The organism is Parabacteroides sp. AF14-59 (assembly GCF_003479515.1).
Taxonomy (GTDB): domain Bacteria; phylum Bacteroidota; class Bacteroidia; order Bacteroidales; family Tannerellaceae; genus Parabacteroides; species Parabacteroides faecis.
Genome location: NZ_QUHH01000017.1, coordinates 33,490 through 54,408 on the forward strand (window position 1 = coordinate 33,490; position 20,919 = coordinate 54,408).

Annotated in this window: 18 protein-coding genes; 11 read left to right on the forward strand and 7 right to left on the reverse strand. The window is 41.1% G+C overall.

Annotated features, from left to right (window positions below; translation table 11 throughout):
- Positions 1-15: 15 nt before the first annotated feature.
- The 7 genes from trmB to DWW23_RS17475 form a co-directional block, all read right to left on the reverse strand.
- On the reverse strand, positions 16-774 hold the full coding sequence (gene trmB, locus DWW23_RS17445; RefSeq protein WP_122354563.1) for a tRNA (guanosine(46)-N7)-methyltransferase TrmB: 759 nt from the start codon (positions 772-774) through the stop codon (positions 16-18).
- 76 nt (positions 775-850) lie between these two features.
- Positions 851-2,935, reverse strand: coding sequence for a right-handed parallel beta-helix repeat-containing protein (locus tag DWW23_RS17450; protein WP_122354565.1), 2,085 nt, complete (start codon positions 2,933-2,935; stop codon positions 851-853).
- A 138-nt stretch (positions 2,936-3,073) separates the two neighbouring features.
- Positions 3,074-3,787, reverse strand: a complete 714-nt coding sequence (locus DWW23_RS17455) for a LytTR family DNA-binding domain-containing protein (RefSeq protein ID WP_122354567.1) — start codon at positions 3,785-3,787, stop codon at positions 3,074-3,076.
- A complete protein-coding gene (locus DWW23_RS17460) occupies positions 3,784-4,848 on the reverse strand; it encodes a sensor histidine kinase (protein WP_122354569.1) in 1,065 nt (354 codons plus the stop codon). The genes DWW23_RS17455 and DWW23_RS17460 overlap by 4 nt, the downstream gene beginning before the upstream one ends.
- Entirely contained in the window at positions 4,838-5,920 is a 1,083-nt protein-coding gene (locus DWW23_RS17465) for a sensor histidine kinase (RefSeq protein WP_122354571.1), read from the reverse strand. Before DWW23_RS17465 ends, DWW23_RS17460 begins: the two co-directional genes overlap by 11 nt.
- A 63-nt stretch (positions 5,921-5,983) precedes the next feature.
- Positions 5,984-8,353 carry a TonB-dependent receptor gene (locus DWW23_RS17470; RefSeq protein ID WP_122354681.1) on the reverse strand — a complete coding sequence of 790 codons (2,370 nt, stop codon included), beginning with the start codon at positions 8,351-8,353 and terminating at the stop codon, positions 5,984-5,986.
- 5 nt (positions 8,354-8,358) lie between these two features.
- On the reverse strand, positions 8,359-8,550 hold the full coding sequence (locus DWW23_RS17475; RefSeq protein ID WP_122354573.1) for a hypothetical protein: 192 nt from the start codon (positions 8,548-8,550) through the stop codon (positions 8,359-8,361).
- A 41-nt stretch (positions 8,551-8,591) separates the two neighbouring features.
- On the opposite strand from DWW23_RS17475, the gene DWW23_RS26450 reads away from it, so the two are divergent.
- From DWW23_RS26450 to DWW23_RS17520, 11 genes are all read left to right on the forward strand, one after another.
- Positions 8,592-8,735 carry a hypothetical protein gene (locus tag DWW23_RS26450; RefSeq protein ID WP_158583209.1) on the forward strand — a complete coding sequence of 48 codons (144 nt, stop codon included), beginning with the start codon at positions 8,592-8,594 and terminating at the stop codon, positions 8,733-8,735.
- Positions 8,736-8,805: 70 nt separating this feature from the next.
- Positions 8,806-8,967: a hypothetical protein gene (locus DWW23_RS26570; protein WP_183668710.1), complete on the forward strand. Its 162-nt coding sequence runs from the start codon at positions 8,806-8,808 to the stop codon at positions 8,965-8,967.
- A 68-nt stretch (positions 8,968-9,035) separates the two neighbouring features.
- Positions 9,036-9,686: a DUF4136 domain-containing protein gene (locus DWW23_RS17480; RefSeq protein WP_122354575.1), complete on the forward strand. Its 651-nt coding sequence runs from the start codon at positions 9,036-9,038 to the stop codon at positions 9,684-9,686.
- Between the two features lie 15 nt (positions 9,687-9,701).
- On the forward strand, positions 9,702-10,334 hold the full coding sequence (locus DWW23_RS17485; protein WP_122354577.1) for a porin family protein: 633 nt from the start codon (positions 9,702-9,704) through the stop codon (positions 10,332-10,334).
- Between the two features lie 112 nt (positions 10,335-10,446).
- A complete protein-coding gene (locus tag DWW23_RS17490) occupies positions 10,447-11,484 on the forward strand; it encodes a sensor histidine kinase (protein WP_122354579.1) in 1,038 nt (345 codons plus the stop codon).
- Positions 11,477-12,256, forward strand: coding sequence for a LytTR family DNA-binding domain-containing protein (locus tag DWW23_RS17495; protein WP_122354581.1), 780 nt, complete (start codon positions 11,477-11,479; stop codon positions 12,254-12,256). The genes DWW23_RS17490 and DWW23_RS17495 overlap by 8 nt, the downstream gene beginning before the upstream one ends.
- 113 nt (positions 12,257-12,369) lie before the next feature.
- Positions 12,370-12,927: an RNA polymerase sigma-70 factor gene (locus DWW23_RS17500; protein WP_122354583.1), complete on the forward strand. Its 558-nt coding sequence runs from the start codon at positions 12,370-12,372 to the stop codon at positions 12,925-12,927.
- Positions 12,928-12,993: 66 nt separating this feature from the next.
- Positions 12,994-13,968, forward strand: a complete 975-nt coding sequence (locus DWW23_RS17505) for a FecR family protein (protein ID WP_122354585.1) — start codon at positions 12,994-12,996, stop codon at positions 13,966-13,968.
- Between the two features lie 295 nt (positions 13,969-14,263).
- Entirely contained in the window at positions 14,264-17,443 is a 3,180-nt protein-coding gene (locus DWW23_RS17510) for a TonB-dependent receptor (protein WP_233564378.1), read from the forward strand.
- A gap of 12 nt (positions 17,444-17,455) precedes the next feature.
- The gene (locus DWW23_RS17515) at positions 17,456-19,081 is read left to right on the forward strand and encodes a RagB/SusD family nutrient uptake outer membrane protein (protein ID WP_122354589.1); all 1,626 of its coding nucleotides are present in this window, start codon (positions 17,456-17,458) and stop codon (positions 19,079-19,081) included.
- A gap of 146 nt (positions 19,082-19,227) precedes the next feature.
- Positions 19,228-20,907, forward strand: a complete 1,680-nt coding sequence (locus DWW23_RS17520) for a hypothetical protein (protein WP_122354591.1) — start codon at positions 19,228-19,230, stop codon at positions 20,905-20,907.
- Positions 20,908-20,919 lie beyond the last annotated feature (12 nt).

Sequence of the window (20,919 nt, forward strand, 5' to 3'; positions counted from 1 at the left end):
GTATAATTGGTTGTCTTATTTGCCGGAAGCCAGTGCGCTGCGCTTACTCCGGTTGAAACTGCGGTAGGGGTCGAGTTCGATCTCTACGTTCGGTTCGATCAGTTCGTCTCTTTCTTCACAAACAAACTTGATGTATTTGATGTTCAGTCCGCGGTCGAGCCATTGTTGTTCGTAATAGGTTTTGATAGACAGGATATCGTCTACTAATCCTGAATGATACAGGTCGTCGTTGCTGAACAATACGGGATATTTGTTGGCTTTTACCATTTCACAGGTATAAGTGTACATGAAGTTACTGTCTGTCTTGAGGTGGATAATGCCGTCGCCTGACAGTATTTCGCGGTACATCTTCATGAAACGGGTAGAAGTCAGGCGCTTATTGACCTTTTTCATCTGTGGGTCGGGGAAGGTCAGCCATATTTCGGCTACTTCTCCGGCTGCGAAGAAATGTGAGATCAGTTCGATGCTGGTCCGCAGGAAAGCAACGTTGGTCATACCCGATTCGTAAGAGTCTTTGGCTCCGGTCCACATGCGGGCACCCTTGATATCTACACCGATAAAATTTTTGTCAGGGAACAGGCGTGCCAGTCCTACTGTATATTCACCTTTACCACAACCCAATTCAAGTACGATCGGATTGTCATTCTTGAAAAACTCCTTGTGCCAGTGTCCTTTCAACTCAAATCCTTTCTCTTGCAGAACGGCAAACGGATACTGGAAAACATGCGGATACTCCGCCATATCGTCAAACTTTGCTAACTTATTTTTTCCCATGCTGCAAAGATAATACTTTATTTTTTCGGGATGACATATCCAACCGGGTTGCGTGTACTTATATAGCAGATATTACTCAATCGTATAAGGCAGATACCGATTCCTCCCTATTCCGGACGATCCTGTCAAATTCTTCTTCCCGTTCTTTGCTCATCCGGGCTTTTTGTATCCATTCGCTACAGCCGTAAACTCCGGCTTTCTGGTAATCAAACGGTTTGAATTTGATTTTCCGGATTGCTTTCTGATCTTTGAATTGGAAATCCAGTTGATAAGGGGCTTTAAATCCCGGGTTTTGTATGATCGAATGTTTATCTTTGATCTTTTTCCATGTTTTCAGGTCATAATCCAGAAACTTTGGATCTGCATTACCGCGTAAATCCCAATAGCAATTGTAATCCATATCCATATTGGCTTTGTCCCAGGGGCCGGCAAGATATACTCCGTGGTCCATTAATATAATATTGGAAGTGAAACTAAAGGATTGGTGATCTTCAACCCTTGTAAATTGTAACTGCTGGTAATGGTTGAAGGCAAAAATATTGTTTCGTATGATGTTCTCTTTTCCGTAATGTTGGTGGAAACCGCCGCTTTTACAACCGTATACCAGGTTGTTCTCCATAACGACACCTGTACTTCCTTCATCCGTATAAAGTCCCCAGCCTCCATAGTCGTAAGAATAAATGTGATGGATCACATTATTGCAAACCCGGGTACCGGGTGAGATACCGAGGGTATAAACGGCCCCCATATCCGACAGTTCTCCCCAACCGATATGATGGATATTGTTGTAAGCGATCTCATTGTTGACAGCGTAACTTTTTCCGTATCCCCAGACCCAGCCGACAGAAACTCCGGAGTAAAGCAGATCGGATATTTCGTTGTGAGTCACTTTGTTGTCGGATGAATTGAAAATAGCAACTCCGACTCCACAAGGGAAGACGAATCCAGTCTTTTGGATAATGTTGTTATCGATTGTAATATGCTTTGTGAGATATGCAGGGTCGGGTGTTTCATATTCCCCTATCTTAACGGCTCCGGCTCCCAGGTCGGTTAGATAAGAGTGTTCCAGTTTGCAATTCGTACAAGCTTTCCGGAACCAGATGGCGTAGTTTCCCGTATGCTTTATTTCGCAGTTCTCAAAACGGATATTGTCTGCGTGATCGAGTTGGATAGCTGCATCGACAGGTGAGGCGGCCTGTGCCGGATCATTTCCGGTTTTAGGCATTACATATCCCGCATGTTCAAAAGACAGGTTTCGGAATGTAATATTCTTAACCGGACGGTCTTTATCGCCTTTTATAGAAAGTAATCTGTTTAAAACCGGGGCATAAGCGACAGATGTTTCCATCACTTCTCCTTTACGCGGTATATAATACAGGTCGCCGGATGTTTCCAGAAACCATTCCCCTTCGGTATTCATGGCTTGTTTGTAATTCTCTAGAATAAACCGGCTTCCTTTCCCTATAGGGTTCCAGGGTTTCATCCCTTGTCCGTTCAGGAAGAAATAACCAGAATCAGGTATTGCCTGGGATAGATATTTGCGGGTATTGTCCCATTTATGGTAACACATGACCATAACATTGTTCAGTTCTTCAGCAGAAAGTCCTTTCAGTGATTCCATATCTTCAGGTTTTACCCTGATGCGTTGTGTCGCATATTCGGGGGATCGGCCTGTCCCTTTATAATGAACGGTTTCTTCAGCTCCTTCCACGAAGAACCATCCTTTATCGGGTGTCCGGGCACGGATAGCCCTGTTTCCATTAACAAACAGTTGTTCAATCTTTACTCCATAGCGTGTTACTTCGTCGATATGTGTTTTCCACCATCCCTGCGGTGTCTTTTCCCAGGAAGTAAGAGTGATCGCCCCGCTGAATACCGGCATATCTTTTTCATCTCCTTCAATGAGAACAGGGGCAGAAGGAGTTTTTTCTATCCGGATCGTTTTATTTAAAGGATAGAAACCCGCCTGGACATGGATACGGACAGTATCGTTTCCGGTGGAATTAAGCCCTTGTTTCAAGGCCGCTTCGATTGTTTGATAGGGAGATTCAAGCGTTCCGTTTTCTATACCTTTGGTTTCGGATGATACATAAATCGTATTTTGGGCCATGATGGCAGAAGAACAGAGAGAAAACAGATAGAAGAACAGTAGTCGTTTCATGATGGTAGAATTTATCGTTAGCCTTAACAAAAGTAGTATTTTATACATAGAAAAGCTCAGTTCTAAAAGTAAATTTTTTACCTTCCGGACTGAGCTTATCTTACTTATTGTCTGTATTTTGTTTTATCGGTCGACTGATTATACCCTTCCCATTTTTGCAACAAATTCATCGAAGAATATATCCCGGTAGTTGTTACCGATGGCGATCTCATATTTGTCGATATAAATGTCGTTGTTATCGAAAGATGCTATTTGTTGGGTATTGACGATGTAGGAACGGTTCACCCGAAGGAATGCTTTGGGAAGCAGTTCGTGTATCGCTTTCATGCTTGTTTTAGTGATGATACGCTGGTCGGGAAGCTGAATGATTACATAGTCTTTCAATCCTTCGATGAACAATATATCTTTGAAATTGACTTTGAAGAAACGACGTTCGGATTTGACAAACATGAACTCGCTTTCTACATTTTCGATGTTTTCCTTTTCTTCCGTCAACAAAAGTGCATGGTATGTTTTGGCTTTCTCTACTGCTTTTTGGAATCTTTCGGGGACAATCGGTTTGACCAGGTAGTCGACGGCGTCCACCTCATAGCTGTCGATTGCATATTCGGCATAGGCAGTTGTGAATATGACGAGGGTGCTTTTGGGTATGGTACGGGCGAATTCCAGTCCGGTTACTTTAGGCATACGGATGTCCAGGAAGATCAGGTCGACCGGATGTTCCCCGATAAACCGGGCCGCTGAAGTGGCATTGTTGAAGCTACCGGCCAGTGTCAGTTCTCCGGTTTCATTTATCAGCATCTCTACCGCTTCACGGGCCAGAGGTTCGTCGTCTACGATGATACAGTTCATAAGTCCAGGTATAAATTAACGATGTAACTTTGTTTATCTTCTATGATTTCCAGGGAATGGCGGCCGGGATACAATAATTCCAACCGCCTCCGGATGTTTTTCAGTCCCAGGCCACCGATACGGTTATTCTTTTCTTCCTCTTCGGCAGGCTTTGAATTTTCACACCGGAAAAACAACCGGTTATCCTGCACGTTGAAAGAAATATATACGAATGAAGCATTCTCCCCGTCCGTATTATGTTTGACCGCATTTTCAACAAAAGGGATGAACAGCAGAGGAGGTAACCATACACTGTTGATATCGCCTTCTTTGGAAATGGTATAATTAAAATTGTCGCGGCGTATTTTCTCCAGATTCAGGAAATCGTTCATAAAACGAATATCCGAACTGAGTTGGATCCTGTCCTGGGTACTGTCATTAAACTGATAACGCAGCAGGTCTTCCAGCTTGAACAATACTTCGGCTGCTTCATCACGTCCTTTCCTGATCAGCACATAGACATTATTCAGCATATTGAACAGGAAATGCGGATTGATCTGGCTTTTTAGGAATTTCAGTTCCGATTGCAGGGTGGCGGCTTCCAGTTCATTGACACGCAGGTTATTGCTGATCCAATGTTTAAAAAGAATCATGGCTGACGAACCGGCTACCAGTAAGCCGCTGGATATCGTTGAGGACAGGATATTTAACAGGATTACCGACTGGCTGGTGGGCAGGCTCTCAAAACGTGTATCTTCAAAAAGTGTTTGGAGAGTGCCTAATATCACAATAGAAATGAGGATCAGGCCCGATGCTGTTATCAGATAAAGAAGGAGACGCCCTTTTAGCAGAAATCGTGGTACTAATATATAAGCATTTACATAAATGAGCATGTTTATAATCAGGAAATAACCGATCCATGAGCGGATACGTGGCGGAGTAATAATCAGTTCGTCCGGCGTATCCCAGAATACATTGATCGTGATAAGGAAAACGACCAGTTGTAACAGGAGATGCCTGTAGATCCTTTTCTGCGGATTTAGCAGGAAATCTGGAACTATATGATCTGTATTATTTACCATGTGTATTCAATTTTAATAGAATAGTACTTATCCCCTGATCTTTGTCCTGCGTAACGGATAATGAATAGCTATCCGGGTAGAGAAGGGCGAGACGTGCTTTGAAGCCGTCCAACTCTTTGATAACCGGTGTGTCGGTATCGTTAAACCGGCAGATGATGAATATTTGTTGCCCTTCTCGATCGACTTGCAGAAGGATAGATGGCCTGCATTCTTGTTTCCCTGCTTTTTTCAAGGCATACTGGATAATCGGAACAAGCAGGAGAGGAGGAATAAGTACTCCTGTCAGTTCTTTATCCGATACGATCTGATAATCGAATGAATCGGAATAAAATTTTTCCAGTGCCAGATAATTGTTCACAAAAGTGATCTCTGAATTCAGTAGCACTTTATCGCGTGCTCCGTCATACAGTTGATAACGTAGTAGCTGGCTTAACTGCAGTACCATATCGGCTGCTTTTTGCGGTTCGCTTTTCGATAATACGGCAGTCCGGTTCAGCGTGTTGAATAGCAGTGAAGGGTTCACCTGTTCTTTCAGATTATCCACTTCCGATTGTATCTGCTTTTTTTCCAGTTGGTTCACCCGTTGATTCTCTATCATCCAGTGTTTCAGTAGAACAGTCATGGAGATACCGGTAATACAGATCATGTTCAGCATGAAATCCGATAAACTATCCAGGATACTGACTATGTTGAAGTAAGAACTTCTGACCGGAGGAATACCGGATGAAGTAAATATCCAGTATTCCTGTACGTACCGTATCAATATAAGCAGTAAAACGGAACTGGTCGAATATAGGATATAAACCAGATATTTCTTTTTAAGCAATAGCTTGGGAACCAGTAGATAGAGATGGAGATAGCCGACGATGACATAAGAGATCAACGTACAGAAACCTGCCAGATAAACGTAATGGTCCAATAACTCTGCTTTTGCCCCGTATGTGTAGATATTCTGGTTGAGCGATACCGCCGCCACTGCCAGGAGCAACAAGATATGGCGGGCTATTCTGTATCTGGAACTGACCAGAAACCGATACAGAAAAGTTTGTTTATTTATAGGGCTGTCTGTCATATAGCGGCATCCTCTTTAAGTGTCCGAAATTACTACTTTATTTGTTATCAGTCTGTAAAACGCTTAAAATTCTAGCTTATAACTGATGTTACTGATGGGAATACTGTTTCCGTTACGTTCCATCACACCGGATTTCAGGTTATAATGATAACCGTAATATTCCTTTGTACCTGTTACATTCAGAGCCTTGATCGCAAATTCATGTGCGACTTTCTTTTTGTTTATTTTATAACTGACGGTGAAGTTGGCGATGAACATCACCGGATATTGTTGTGAATAGGCACGTGTTTCGTCATATTGTGCTTCTTTATCCGGGTGGGCCAGACTGGCTTCCGTATCCAGAGGGGAATAACGTTCTCCTCCCTGTAAAGTGAATTTGGCATTGGCACTCAGGATATTCTGTCTGTTTTTCCCTAGCATCCATTCTTTCCCGATCAAAGTGTTGAGTATATACCGGCGGTTGAACCGGGTATTGTGCCAGACACCGTCTCCACCCTTGTATCTGGAATCGAAAACGGAAGCCGTTATCAGGTAATATAATCCCCTGCTCAGATATTTTTCTAATGTGATATCCACTCCGATATTACGTCCTTTCCCTTTATTAACCAGGGCTTCTTCCACATAAAATTCTCTCCGGTTGAGGACGGAATAAGAACTGTCGGCAATGACCGGAACATCGTACAGGAACTGGGCATAAGGTTCGACTTTGAGAAGCAGGTTATCGGATAATTTGTAGCCGAATGTCAGCATCAGGTGATGAGCTTTTGTGAAATCGAGGTTCTTATTGACGGATTCCTTACCGGAACTCTTGGAATTGACGAAATAGACGTCCATTTTTTCCATGCGGCTGTGTAAACCGTAAGCCAGGGCAAATGAGGTCCGCGTGGTAGGTGTCCATTTCATTCCTAAACGGGGTTCCAGAGTCCAGTGATTGTTTAATGTCAGGACCTGGCTGTTTAATCCTGCATTCACAGAAAGCCGGTTGGTTATCCCAAAAGAAGAACTGCTATAAACAGAGATCAGGTCGGTTTGTCCTTTCCCTTTGGAGAGGGTATTTAACGGAGCTGTTTCATACGGTGCGAGGTTTAATCTCATATCGTAGAACATCCGGGTATAGGTGAAACCGGTCTGGTTGGTATGCCGCGCACTGAATTTCCTGTTATAGGAAGAGGTCAGGGTTAAATTGGTATTATTATACTTCTGATAGGTGAACGGGGTAAAAGTATGGTCCGGTGCATAAGAATCTTCGGTGGCATTCATTCCGGAATAGGTGGCGGCCAAGGTCGTTTTCAGTGTCGCGTCGTTCGGGAAGAAATAGCGGTGACTGACTCCTCCGGCTGCCATATATTGCTTGGCTTCCGACTTGAAATTATCACGAGTATGTTCCCATTCCTGCGGATTATCTTCGAAATCACCTTCGTATTTGTCGATCAGGCTGGTTCCCCACACCGAGAAAGTTCCGGCTTTACGTGTCGGGAAATTCAGTTTGAAATTGAGGTCCTGGTAATCGAGTGTACCACCCATATCCAATCCAGGATAGATACGGTTCAGTAATCCGGTCGTGGAGTAGCGGTAGTTGAAAATATAGGAAGCCTGATGCTTTTTACTTAACGGTCCTTCCGAAGCGATATCTAAACCTAATATACCTGCCTGTAAAGTGTTTTCCATTTTCCGGTTGTTGCCGTTCCGCAGTTTCATGTCGAAAACTCCGGAAACAGCATTCCCGTATTCGGCTGGAAATGCACCGGTGAAAAAATCGGAATTTCCCAGGACCTGGCTGCTGAGTGAGGAAAGGACACCACCGCCCAGTATCGAAATGTCGGCAAAATGGTTCGGGTTGGGTATTTCCACATCTTCCATTCTCCATTGCAGCAGATGGGGAGCATTTCCATGGATAGATATGCCGTTACTGGAAAGATTGGCTGCTACACCGGCAAAAGAACTGACCAGGCGTGCGGGATCATCCAGTCCTCCGGCATAGCGGCTGGCTTCTTCCACACTGAGCATCCGGGCACCGGTGACTGCCATCTTGTTGAGTGGTTGTTCTTTGTTTATCTGCGGACGGATAACGACTTCGCTTAACTCCCGGACGTTCTCTTTCAGTGAAATGTCCAGATACACTTCTTTTGCGGAAGTGACGAGAACTTCCCGGAATATACCGGGTTCGTATCCCAGGAAAGTCGCCTCTACATTGTGTCGCCCTACCGGAATGCCCGATAGTACGAACTGGCCTTTCTCATCGGTGGTAGTTCCTGTTCCCGGCATATCCCGGAGCATGATCGTAACATCGGGCATCGGGTGACCGGATGCTTTGTCGATAACTGTTCCGCGTAGTGTTTGTGCGGGTTGGTTGTTCCCGGTTTGTTGGGCGTAACTTCTGGTTATGGATACAGACCAGATAAGCAGGAATAAAAATGTAATTATACGATGCATATTCATTATTGAATTGTTTTTTTGTTTTTGATGCGTGTCAGGATATCGTAAACACATTCGAAGATTGTGCCTTTCCATTTACTACGTGCTATTTCTTCACTGAAAACCTCTTCGAACGTATCGAATACTTTGATGCAATCCTCCGGGGCTATTCCTGAGCGGCTTGCTACTGCTGAAATGACTTCTCGCTTGTTCATAACAATCTTGTTTTATGATTATGCGGCGAAGATAATCCTGTATGGAAAGTGCTTTTGAATTTGTAGACGGAAGTGTTTTTTTCGTATATAAAATCCTTCCTGCTGTCGACGAGGTATTGTTTCATTTCAGTAACGAAAAAATACGTTTCGGCAGATTCCTGTTTCGTTTCGGCAAAATAAAGTAAGTTTATATTACATCTATATAATATGTTTGCACTGAAATGAATGATTGGAGGATTAAAATAGTAGAGAGAAATGGCAAACACATTACTGTTGGGGCTGTTAGCTTCGTTTACGTGTGCCGACTATAGGTCGGTACAGGCAGAGAGTAAACCAGTTGCGGAAGACGAAAAAGTGATTCCGGAGGTTTTGGATAAGTCTCTATTTGAAGAGGCGGGACTGGTTATTAATAGATGATCGGATGGATTAAAAAAACATTCGTTGTGAGTTTTGAATTAATTCTGTTACTTAAAATTTAAAGACGTATGAAGAAGTTGTTTTTATTTGCTTTGGCTGTGACAGCTTTATTCTCTTCCTGTGAGAAAGATCCGGACCTGAATAAACTGTCCAGTGATTATGCTGTTTATACGAATTATGATAACAGTATTCAGTTTAACAAATTCAGTTCTTATTATCTTCCTGATAGCATCCTGATTGCCGGTAGCGGTATGAAAGCTCAATACTGGAAAGACGAGAATGCCCAAAAGATCATTAATGAGGTAGTGACTGAGATGGACGACCGTGGATATACCCGGGTCGATGACAAGGATAAAGCTGATATCGGCTTGCAATTGTCGTACGCCCAGAGCACCACGCAGATCATTTCTCCGGGCTATGGTTATGGTTATTATGGTTGGTGGGGAGCCGGTTTTTGGGGACCATTCTGGAATGACTGGTATTATCCGTACCCGGTTTCTTATAGCTATGATACAGGAACCTTTGTTGCGGAAATGGTCGATTTGACAGCTAAGCCTGCTGATGAGAGCAAGAAGGTCGATCTGCCGGTAATCTGGCATGCGTATGCTTCAGGCCTGATGTATAACAACTCGCGTATCGACATGCAGTTGACTCTTCGTGCAGTCGGACAGGCTTTTGAACAATCTCCTTATCTCAATATATTGTATACCGATAAATAATAAAACCGGAAGATTATGAAAACGATAAGATACATTTTTAAAAAACAAATCATATTGTTGATGATGCTGTCCGTTTTCTGTTTGAAAGGACAGGCACAGGTAGAGGATAAGTTGCATTTTAATGTCGACTGGCAGATGAATGCTCCGATCAGTACGGATTTTGCCGATAAAATAAGTGGTTGGGGAATGAATTTTGAAGCAGGGTATTATGTAACTCCCCGTTGGTCGTTGGGAGCGTTTCTGAGTTTTCATACGAATCATAAATATGTAGACCGGCAGACATTGCAATTATCGCCGACCGAGTCGTTGACGACTGACCAGCAGTTGTCGGCTTTCCAATTACCTTTCGGTCTTTCCACTTCTTACCGTCTTGGGCAGAATGATTATCTGAAACCTTATGTCGGTGTCAGGTTGGGAGCTATGTACGCGGAAAACTCGAGTTATATGACGACAGTCCGTTATTATTCGAATCCGTGGGGTTTTTATGTATCGCCTGAATTGGGAATGAATATTTATCCGGTACCTGACAAACGTTTAGGTTTTCATGTGGCTTTGTATTACAGTTATGCCACAAACCAGACGGATTTGCTGACTTATTCGATGAACGGACAGAATAATCTGGGTTTCCGTGTCGGTATTTGCTTCTGATATGTTCGTGATATATATTTTTCTTATAAAGAGGATATCTGAAAATCGATATCAGATACCCTCTTTATTTCTTTAAAACCTTACATTTGTGTTTACAATAGATCATTAAGCTATGCAGAACAAATACAATCATTATTTTAATTTCTTCCTTTTTTCCGGATTAGCCTGTTTCTCTTATTTCTTTATGGTGCTTTATTCGGATCTCTCTCCGCAGCACCAGCATCTGCTGATTTCTTTCTGGGCTTTCCTGTTGGTTGTGTTTGTTTTTAATGCATTAGGATTCAGTATAATGCTGATCAATGAATGGCAGAAGAGAAGCTATCAGTTCCTGGTAAAGAGGAAAAATCAATTGATGATTAATTGCATTTTGATGGCGGGACTTTTGTTTTTGCTGAATTATCTGTTGTTTTCCATTGTGAAGGTTTTGTTGGAGATTCCTTCACCTTTCGCGTTAAAAGGGGCTGGTATTAGAATGATCTTTGTTGTCTGGCTGGTGGAGATGGTGATCGTCAGTCTCACGATGGTTGCGAATTTTTACAGGCAGTTGATCGTCCTTCATGAAAAGGCGAATAAATTGGAAGAGAGCGCTATAAAGGCGCAATATGTCGCCTTGCAGAATCAATTGAATCCGCATTTTTTATTTAATAATCTGAATACTCTGATTTCGGAAATAGAATATAATCCAGGGAATGCCGTGGTGTTTACCCAGCGGTTGTCGGAAGTCTACCGGTATATTTTGCAAAGCCAGCAGGAAGGACTGGTCACTTTGAGTTCGGAGTTGACTTTTTTGAAATCATTCATATTCCTGCATCAGGTAAGACTGGGGGATTGTATTTTTGTAGACAACAAGATCGATCCTTCTTTGTTGGAAAAGAAAATACCGTCTTTTACTTTACAATTGTTGACCGAGAATGTGATCAAACACAATATAATCAATTCGGATAATCCGATGACCATTCATCTGAGTACTACAGAAGACAGGAAAATGTTGGTCGTAAGTAATCAGATAAGGCTTAAACAAAATGTAGTAAAGTCGGGTACCGGACTCAGGAATCTGTCCTCCCGCTATAAATTGATGAATAATCGGGATATTATTGTGGAGAATGATTCAACATGTTTTACTGTCAAAATTCCTTTGCTGAATGAATAAGATAAGAGCAGCTATTATTGAAGACGAAATTCCGGCAGCCCGTCTGCTGAACAAGATGTTGACGGAGTTGCGTCCTGAATGGGAAATATTGTTATTGCCTGGAAATGTGGAGGGGGCTGTGAAATGGTTCAACAGCAATCCGCATCCGGATATCCTGTTTCTGGATATCCAGTTGACCGATGGCGTTTCTTTTTCTTTTATTGAACAGGCGAATCCCGAAAGTATGATCGTGTTTACGACAGCTTACGATGAATATGCGATCCGTGCCTTTAAAGTGAACAGTATAGATTATTTATTGAAACCGATCGATAAAGAACGGTTAACCGAAGCTTTGGAGAAGTTTGAGAAATTGATCTCTAAGTATTACAGGCCGTTCGGTCAACAAGGGGATATCCTGGAAATACTACAGAATATAACCAGCCCTGCGAAAAAATACAGGACACGTTTCCTTATTTCGGGCGAAGACAAGCTGTTTACTCTGCAGGTCGATGATATTGCTTATTTCTATTCTGAAAATAAGATTACTTTTGCCGTTACCCACCAAAATAAGGAGTACATTATAGATCTGTCTCTGGATAAGTTGTGCGAACAGCTCGATCCGGACCGTTTTTTCCGGACGAACCGGCAAACAGTGGTGAGCGTTCAGGCTATCCAGAAAATAGAGAGTTATTTCCTGGGAAAAGTGGTCGTGAAAGTAATACCGCCTTTTAAAGATAAGATCATTGTGAGCCGCGAGAAGATCAGTGCTTTCAAACTGTGGTTGAATTATTGACAAAGGATTGGTTTTCTGATTTTTTACAGGCTTAAATGATTGGCTTATTTGTTTTTTCCGTGAATATGACATACTTTTGAGACGATAATAGCCACAAATAACAGAGTAAGCAAATGGATAAGGTCTTAGAAGCTAAGTGTCTGGAAGCATTAGGAAAAGGAGATCATGAGGCGTTCAATATACTGTTTATGTCATATCATTCTTTGGTAAAACGATTTCTGCTCGGTTTTATAAAGGATGAAGATGAGGTATTGGATATTGCTCAGGATGTTTTCGTTAAGGTCTGGACCCATCGGAAACTAGCGGCTTCTGCCGAATCATTTAAGGCGTATTTATTTCGAATGACTCGTAATGAAATATATAATTATTATAAGCTAAATGCAATTCATGAAGATCATTTGGAAAAATACCGGAGTCAATCTGTCTTGGTGGATGATTTGCTGGAAGAACGTATTCTGGCGGAAGAGTTAGGACTTTTACTGGATATTGCAATAGACAATATGCCCCCTCAAAGAAAACTTATTTTTAAAATGAGTCGGAAGGATGGGCTCTCTAATGAAGAAATATCCCGTCGGCTGAATATTAATAAAAGAACTGTTGAAAACCATATAACTCAAGCTTTGTCGGATCTTCGAAAAGTTTTGAAAGTAATACTCCCTTTCTTTATTTGAAAAAAAATCATTTTTGACTGTGTGTATTTTTTATCCCATTTGTCTTAATAGTACAGACAAAAAAATATGGATAAAAAACATCTACATACATTACTTTCCCGCTTCTTTGGAAATGATTTTCCCGAAGATGTGCGTAATCGGTTTGCAACCTGGTTTATCAGGTCGGAGCAAACCAGCGAAAAAGAGGAAGTATTAGAAGAAATATGGGATTCCTTGCCTGTTGTTATGGACTTTGATTCTTGTGCGGAATTGAAGAAAGTAAATAAACGTATTCATTTCGGATATAATCAATTCTATCGCCGACTGGCTGTTGTGGCTGCAATTATTGTATTTCCCTTATTGGGAATTTTGGCAACTACATGGTATTATGAATATTCAGGAATGTCACAAGATGTGCATATGCTGGAATGTTTTGTCCCGAATGGGGAAAGAAAACAAGTTACTTTGCCCGACGGTTCTACAGTTTGGTTAAATGCAAATTCCGTTTTGATTTATCCCGAAAAATTTGGAAAAACACGGACACTGTTCCTGAGTGGAGAAGGTCATTTTACAGTAACAAAAGATAAAGAAAGACCTTTTATTGTAAAGACGAATTATTTGAATGTTGAAGCTTTGGGTACAGTTTTTAATGTACATTCTTATCCGGAAGAAAACGAGACCACAACTATTTTGGAGTCTGGTAAAGTTCGGGTAGATGATAAAATAGGTTCATCCGGTTCTGTTATATTGAATCCTAACGAACAATTGATCTATAATCATGAGGATGCTTCTTTCTTTAAATATTCTGTGGATGCTTCCCGGTTAAGTTCCTGGACAAAAGGTTATTTGATTTTCCAGCAAGAAACATTGGGGGGTATTTTTCGTGCACTGGAAAGGCAATATAACGTAAAGATCAATTATAACGATACTAAGTTTGCAAATATGACATTTACTGTCCGTTTCCATGCACGGGAATCCCTGGAAGATGCACTGAATGTTTTAAAAAGAATTGGAGTTAACTTTAAATATAAAATTGTAAACAATGACGTATATATTCAGTAATAACTAAAAAAAAATAACAATATCATGAAAAAAAGGTATCCGGGAAGCTGACGGCCAATCACTTCTTCCCGGACTGAAATCGAAAATCATCCTGATTTTTGGGGTATTATATATGCCCTTAAATCAAAAAGATAGTATTCAATTTAATTCTTAAATATACAAAGTTATGAAAATATATAACAAATCACGAAAATGTATGGTAAATACTTTTACTAAACCTATTTGCTTAGCATTTTTATTGTGTTGTTCTTTTTATTTAAAAGCTCAAAATCAATCAATTATACTTTCAAATCAAATGACACTGAAAGAAGCTTTTATTGAAATAGAAAAGCAAACAGATCTTTCAGTAGATTATAATGACCAATTAATCAATACGAATAAACGTATTAAAAAGGCTTATACCAATATGCAATTAAGTGATGTTTTAAATGCGATATTGAAAGATGCCGGTTGTTCGTATTCAATTCAGGGAAGCCACATTTTAATTACGCCTGAAAGTAACCAGCAGGCAAAAACGCAGACAGTTTCCGGTACGGTTACGGATGAGTCCGGTTTTCCGATCATTGGAGCCAATGTTATAGAAGCAGGTACAACGAATGGTATCATGACCGATATAGATGGAAAATTTTCTTTATCTGTGTCGGCCGGTTCAAAAATTCAGGTTTCATATATCGGCTATTTATCGCAGGAGATCAAAGTCGGAAATAAGAAAAGTTTTGAGGTCGTACTGAAAGAAGATACTCAGGCTTTGGAGGAAGTTGTAGTAGTAGGTTACGGTACACAAAAGAAAGGTGTTGTAACCGGTTCTATCGCAACGGCAAAGGGCGATGATATCATCAAGAGTCCGACTCAGAACCTGGGACAGGCATTAGCTGGTCGTCTCCCGGGACTTATTGTAACTAACGGTAGTGGTGAGCCGGGTGCTGACGGAGTAACGATCAATATTCGCGGTAAGAGTACAACCGGTAATAATGATCCGTTGATCCTGATCGATGGTATTGCCGGTCGTGGTTCTTTGGATAGACTTAATCCGAATGATATTGAGAGTATTACGGTTTTGAAAGATGCTTCTGCTGCTATCTATGGTTCCCGTTCTGCCAATGGTGTTATTTTGGTAACGACTAAGAGAGGTAAAACAGGAAAACCGTCGATCAGCTATTCTTTTAATGTCGGTTTACAGCAGCCTACACGTGTGCCGGATTTGGCAGATGCTGCAACTTTTGCTGAAGTAACGAATGAGTTGGAATCCTATGACGGACGTGTTCCCCGCTATACAGCTGATGAAATAGAACTATTCAGAAACGGGCTGGATCCGATACACTATCCGAATACAAATTGGGCAGATGAGGTGCTTAAAAAGGGTGCTTTGCAACAGAGACATAATGTATCTGTTTCCGGTGGTACGGATGCTGTTAGTTATTATGTAGGTGGCGGTTACTCCAGTCAGGACGGTATCTTTAAAAATGGTTCGACCAAGTATGAACAATATGATGTTCGTTCAAATATCGATGCCAAAATCACTAAAGACCTGAAAATATCAGTGGATATCTCGTCCCGTTTGGAAGATGCTAATTTCCCGAGCATGAGTGCCGGTGATATATTCTGGCGTATTACCAGATCTTATCCTACTGTTTTGGCTCAATATCCGAATGGATTGCCAACAAATGGTTTGGATAGTAACCCTATCGTGATGGCTACAGATAAGACGGGTTATGAGTATGACAAGAAGGCTGTATTCAATGGTACTATTACTGCAGATTGGAATTTATCCTGGTTGCTGGATGGTTTGGCTGCAGATGCTTATATGGCCTATGACCGTGTAGGAATAGATCATAAAAAATGGCAGACCCCCTGGTCTTTTTATACTTGGGATGAGGCTACGGATACTTATACGGAACATATGAATACCCTTGTTCAGCAAACTTCATTAAAGCAAGAGCATTCGGCTGATTGGTCACTGACGTTGAATGCTAAATTGAAATATAAGAAAACATTTGGCAGTCATGGAGTAGATGCTATCCTGGGTTTTGAACAGAATAGCTATAGAAAGGATAAGTTCTGGGCATCTCGTGGCAGCTTTATGTCTACGGCTATCGACCAGCTGTTTGCAGGTACTTCAAACAAAGATTATTATGATAACTCCGGTGATGCTTCGGAAAGTGCACGTCGTAGTTATTTCGGGCGTGTCGCTTACGACTTTGCCGGTAAGTATATGGCTCAGTTTAATTTCCGTTATGATGGTTCATATATATTCCAGTCAGGACAGCGTTGGGGCTTCTTCCCTGGTGTATCTGCCGGTTGGAGAATATCTGAAGAAAGTTTTATCAAGGACAATCTCGATTGGGTCAATAATCTGAAAATCCGCGGATCATTCGGTAAACAGGGTAACGACAATATCGATCCTTTCCAGTATTTGCTGAAATACAATCTGGGACGTAATTACGTGTTTGGCGGAACTGATATGGTCGGTCTGTATCAAAAAGGTTTCCCTAATAATAATGTAACATGGGAAGTGGCTGATACCTGGAACATCGGTACAGAGGGGACACTCTGGAATGGTCTTTTAGGTTTTGAAATTGAATATTTTAAAACAAAACGTTCTAATATCCTGGCAAAACGTAATGCCTCTATTCCTAAATATACAGGTTTGATCGATTTGCCGAATGAGAATATCGGAAGAGTACAGAATCAGGGACTGGAAATCCAGTTAAGCCATTTCAATAAGATCGGTGAAGTTAATTTCCGTGCAAGTGGAAACTTTATGTTCGCCAGAAATAAAGTGCTGTTCATGGATGAAACTCCATGGGGTGAAGGACATGAATATATGAATGAAACAGGTGGTCCGATGGGAGCAGGTTTGCAGTATCGTGCTATAGGTATTTTTAGAGACCAGGCAGCATTGGATGCTTATCCTCATTTGGATGCAGCCCGTCCGGGTGACTTGATTTTCGAAGATGTTGATGGCGACGGTAAAATTACCTCACTGGATCGTGTTCGTCAGAACCTGAGTGGTTTTCCGGAAATTATCTTTGGTTTGAACTTGTCTGCCGATTGGAAAAACTTTGATATTAGCGTCTTATTCCAGGGGCAGGCCCGTGCTGTAAAAGATGTAATCAGCCGTATGGATGCAACTTCGAATTTCTATAAATGGAGAGCTGAAGATCGCTGGACAGAAGATAATATCGATGGAACTATGCCTCGTGCCGGTGGGTCTATCAACTATGGTGTCGAAAATCCGTGTAGTTTCTGGACACAAAATGCTTCTTTCGTACGTTTGAAAAACCTGGAAGTAGGATACACTTTACCTAATCTGTGGTTTAATAAACTGCGTATATCCAATTGTAGAGTTTATTTGAGCGGGCAAAACCTGTTTACTTTGGATCATATAAAATATGTAGATCCGGAAGGTAGCGGAGAAGGTAGCTATTATCCTCAAATGAGAATCTTTAATATAGGATGTAACTTAACTTTTTAAAAAGGAAAAGAGATGAAAAAGATAATATATTTGGCAGTTTCCGCACTGTTAAGCTTTAGTTCTTGTAGCGATTTTTTGGATAAAAAACCGTTGGATTCTGTTACAGAGGATGCCGTTTTTAATGATGATGCTTTACTTACTGCTTATGTGACAGCCTGCTATAGCGCTTATCCGAACGGTTTCGATGAAGCAATGTCATCATCGGCAACAGATGAGTCATATACTCGTCATGGCGACGGTAGTTCTAATATTGTTGCCAGGGGAGAAATGAACCCGGATAATGTTGAGAATTTTGACTCCGGTCGATTTTCCAACTTTAATTACTGGAATACTGCGTATGAGTATTTGCGTAATATCAATACGTTCTTTGCAAAATATGAAGAGGCTCAGGTTACGGAAGAACTAAAGAGCCGCCTGTATGGTGAGATGAAATTTATTCGTGCTTTTGTATATTCTAATCTGATATGGCGTTTTGGAGGTGTTCCGATTATAACAAAAGCCTATACATTGGAAGATACTGATTATTCTATCACACGAAATACTTATGAGGAGTGTCTTGATTTCATCTTACAGGATCTGGATGAGGCTATTGAACATTTACCAGCCAAGATGGAGGGTGAAAATAAAGGTCGTGCATCTGCAGATGCTTGCAAGGCTTTGAAATCGAGAGTGCTGTTGTATGCAGCAAGTCCTCTGGTAAATACTTCTAATGATTTGAAGAAATGGGAACTGGCACGTGATGCGGCTAAAGCTGTCATCGATCTGCCGGGTTATAGCCTTGCTTCCGATTATAGAACTCTTTTTCTGGAAGACAACGACGAAGTTATTTTCAGACGTTATTATACGAAAGCAAATGCAAACAGGGTGAATTTGTTTAACTCACCTAACGGTTATGGAGGCTGGGGCGGTAACTGTCCTATTCAGAATTTGGTAAATGATTATGAAATGAAAGCTACGGGTAAAAGACCGGCGGAAGCTGGTTCAGGCTATGATCCGGCAAATCCGTATGAAGGTCGTGATCCTCGCTTTTATGCCACAGTACTTCATAATGGAGCGATGTTCAGAGGGCGTGCGGTTGAAACATTTATTCCGAAAGGACAAGATAGTGAACAAGGAGCCATTGGTAGTTGGAACTGCTCTAAGACCGGTTACTATTTGCATAAATTTCATGATGAAAATCAGGTTGTTAATGAATCTGAAGCAACGACTGTACCATGGACTTTCTTCAGACTGGCAGAATTTTATCTGAATTATGCAGAAGCTCAGTATTATTTAGGTAATGAAGAAGAATGCCGTAAAGCTATCAATGTAGTACGTTCCCGTGAAGGCGTAGAAATGCCTCCGGTAACAGCCACCGGCACCGAATTGCTTGAAAAGCTTCGTAACGAACGTAGAATAGAATTAAGTTTTGAGAACCAACGCTATTTCGATTTGAGAAGATGGAAAATCGCGGATGAGTATGAAAACAAAAATTCTATCGGTATGAAAATAGAAAAGGATGAAAATGGTAATTTCAAATATACTGAAATCACTGTTTTGGAACGTAACTTCCTTCCACAGCACTATTGGTTACCGATTCCCCGTTCAGAAATCATAAAGAGTAATTATACATTGGAGCAAAATCCATACTATAATTAATTTGAAAGAAGAAAAAGCGCATAAATGACACATATTTGTCAAATATCAAATAAGTAAAAAGCATTTTTATTTATTAATTTGCGTCGTTGTGTGCTTTTTCTTCTTTTTTGATAAAGATGAGGATATAAAGAATAAAAAATAATATCATGAATTTAAAAGTAACTGTACTATTACTGTTGAGTATTTTGATGTTTTCGGTAGATAGCATTACAGCAAAAGAAACGGCAAGTAATAAAAAAGAGAAATCTCCGCGAATAATTAACATCGTCAATTTTATTCGCCAGACAGACTATCGCCTGGAAAATTCGGATGCACTGATGTTTGAAACGGTAGAAAAGCAGATAGACCTTGTCAATCGGTATGACTTTCCCGCTACTTTCTTGTTTCAGTACGATGCCCTGATCAATCCGGAATACCAGAAATTGATGAAAACCAAGCTTAGCTCTAAATGTGAACTCGGTGCGTGGTGGGAAATCACCCAGCCTCATGTGGAAGCGGCCGGATTGAAATGGCGTGGAGAACATTCATGGGTATCGACAGCCAATATCGCCTTTACTCCGGGATATACTCTGGCAGAAAGAGAAAAGCTGGTTGATGTCTATATGGCAAAGTTCAAGGAAATTTATGGTAAGTATCCTAAATCCGTAGGTTCCTGGTATGTTGATTCACATACATTGGAATATATGTATAAAAAATATGGCATCGTCGCTTCCTGCAACTGTAAAGACCAGGTAGGAACTGACGGATATACTTTATGGGGCGGTTATTGGAACCAGGCTTATTATCCCAGTAAGCTGAACGCTTATATGCCTGCCCAGACAGATGATTTCCAAATCCCGGTACCGGTATTCCGTATGTTAGGCAGCGATCCGATGTACCAGTACGATGCAGGGATCGGAACGAATCATCAGGGAGTCATCACTCTTGAACCTGTTTATAAAGACGGAGGCGGTGATAAAAAATGGGTTGAATATTTCATGGAGTCTATAGTCGATGAACCCTGTCTGGCATTTAATTATGCGCAGGCCGGACAAGAAAATTCATTTACATGGTCAGGTATGGGTAAAGGGTTGGAACTTCAATTTCCGATATTCGACTCATTAAGTAAAGCCGGAAAGATCAAAGTAGAAACACTTGAAGAATCCGGTCGTTGGTTTAAGGAACAATTCCCTAAAACTCCGGCTACTGCTATTACTACGCTGGTCGATGTCCGCAAGGAAGGAAATAAGTCTGTATGGTATAACAGCCGCTTTTATCGTTCTAACCTGTATTGGGAAAAAGATGGTTTTTGCTTCAGGGATATTCACTTATTCGATGAAAAAATGAAATCGGAATATCTGGATACTCCGGGTACAGGCGGACAATTTTTCTATTATACATTGCCGGTAATCGACCGGTTCTACTGGAGTACACCCGAAGATAAAACGGGCCTCAGAGTAGTGGGACTGGATAAGAATGGAAATAAAACGGATGTAGTTTTGACAGACCCGGTTGTTAGTGAACCCTCGAATAGTGTATTGAAAGTAGAATCCAAAGATAAAAGCGGAAATACTTTTATCTTTACATTCTATGAAGATAAGATCGATGTTTCATGTAAAGCTACCGGAAAAAAATTGGATTGGGCACTGGAACTGAAAGTTCCTCAGGAAAGGATCGGTCAGTTGCCATTCAAGAATTTCGGTAAATCTTCTATCCAATCGGAATTCAGAGGATTCAATTATACTATAACGTGTAAAAAAGGTAATATCGTTAAAGGCAATAATACTGACTATGTCCTGCGTTTTGTCCCGTCAGGCAATGGATTGGTTATTAATTGTGCGAACTGATTTTTTATAAGA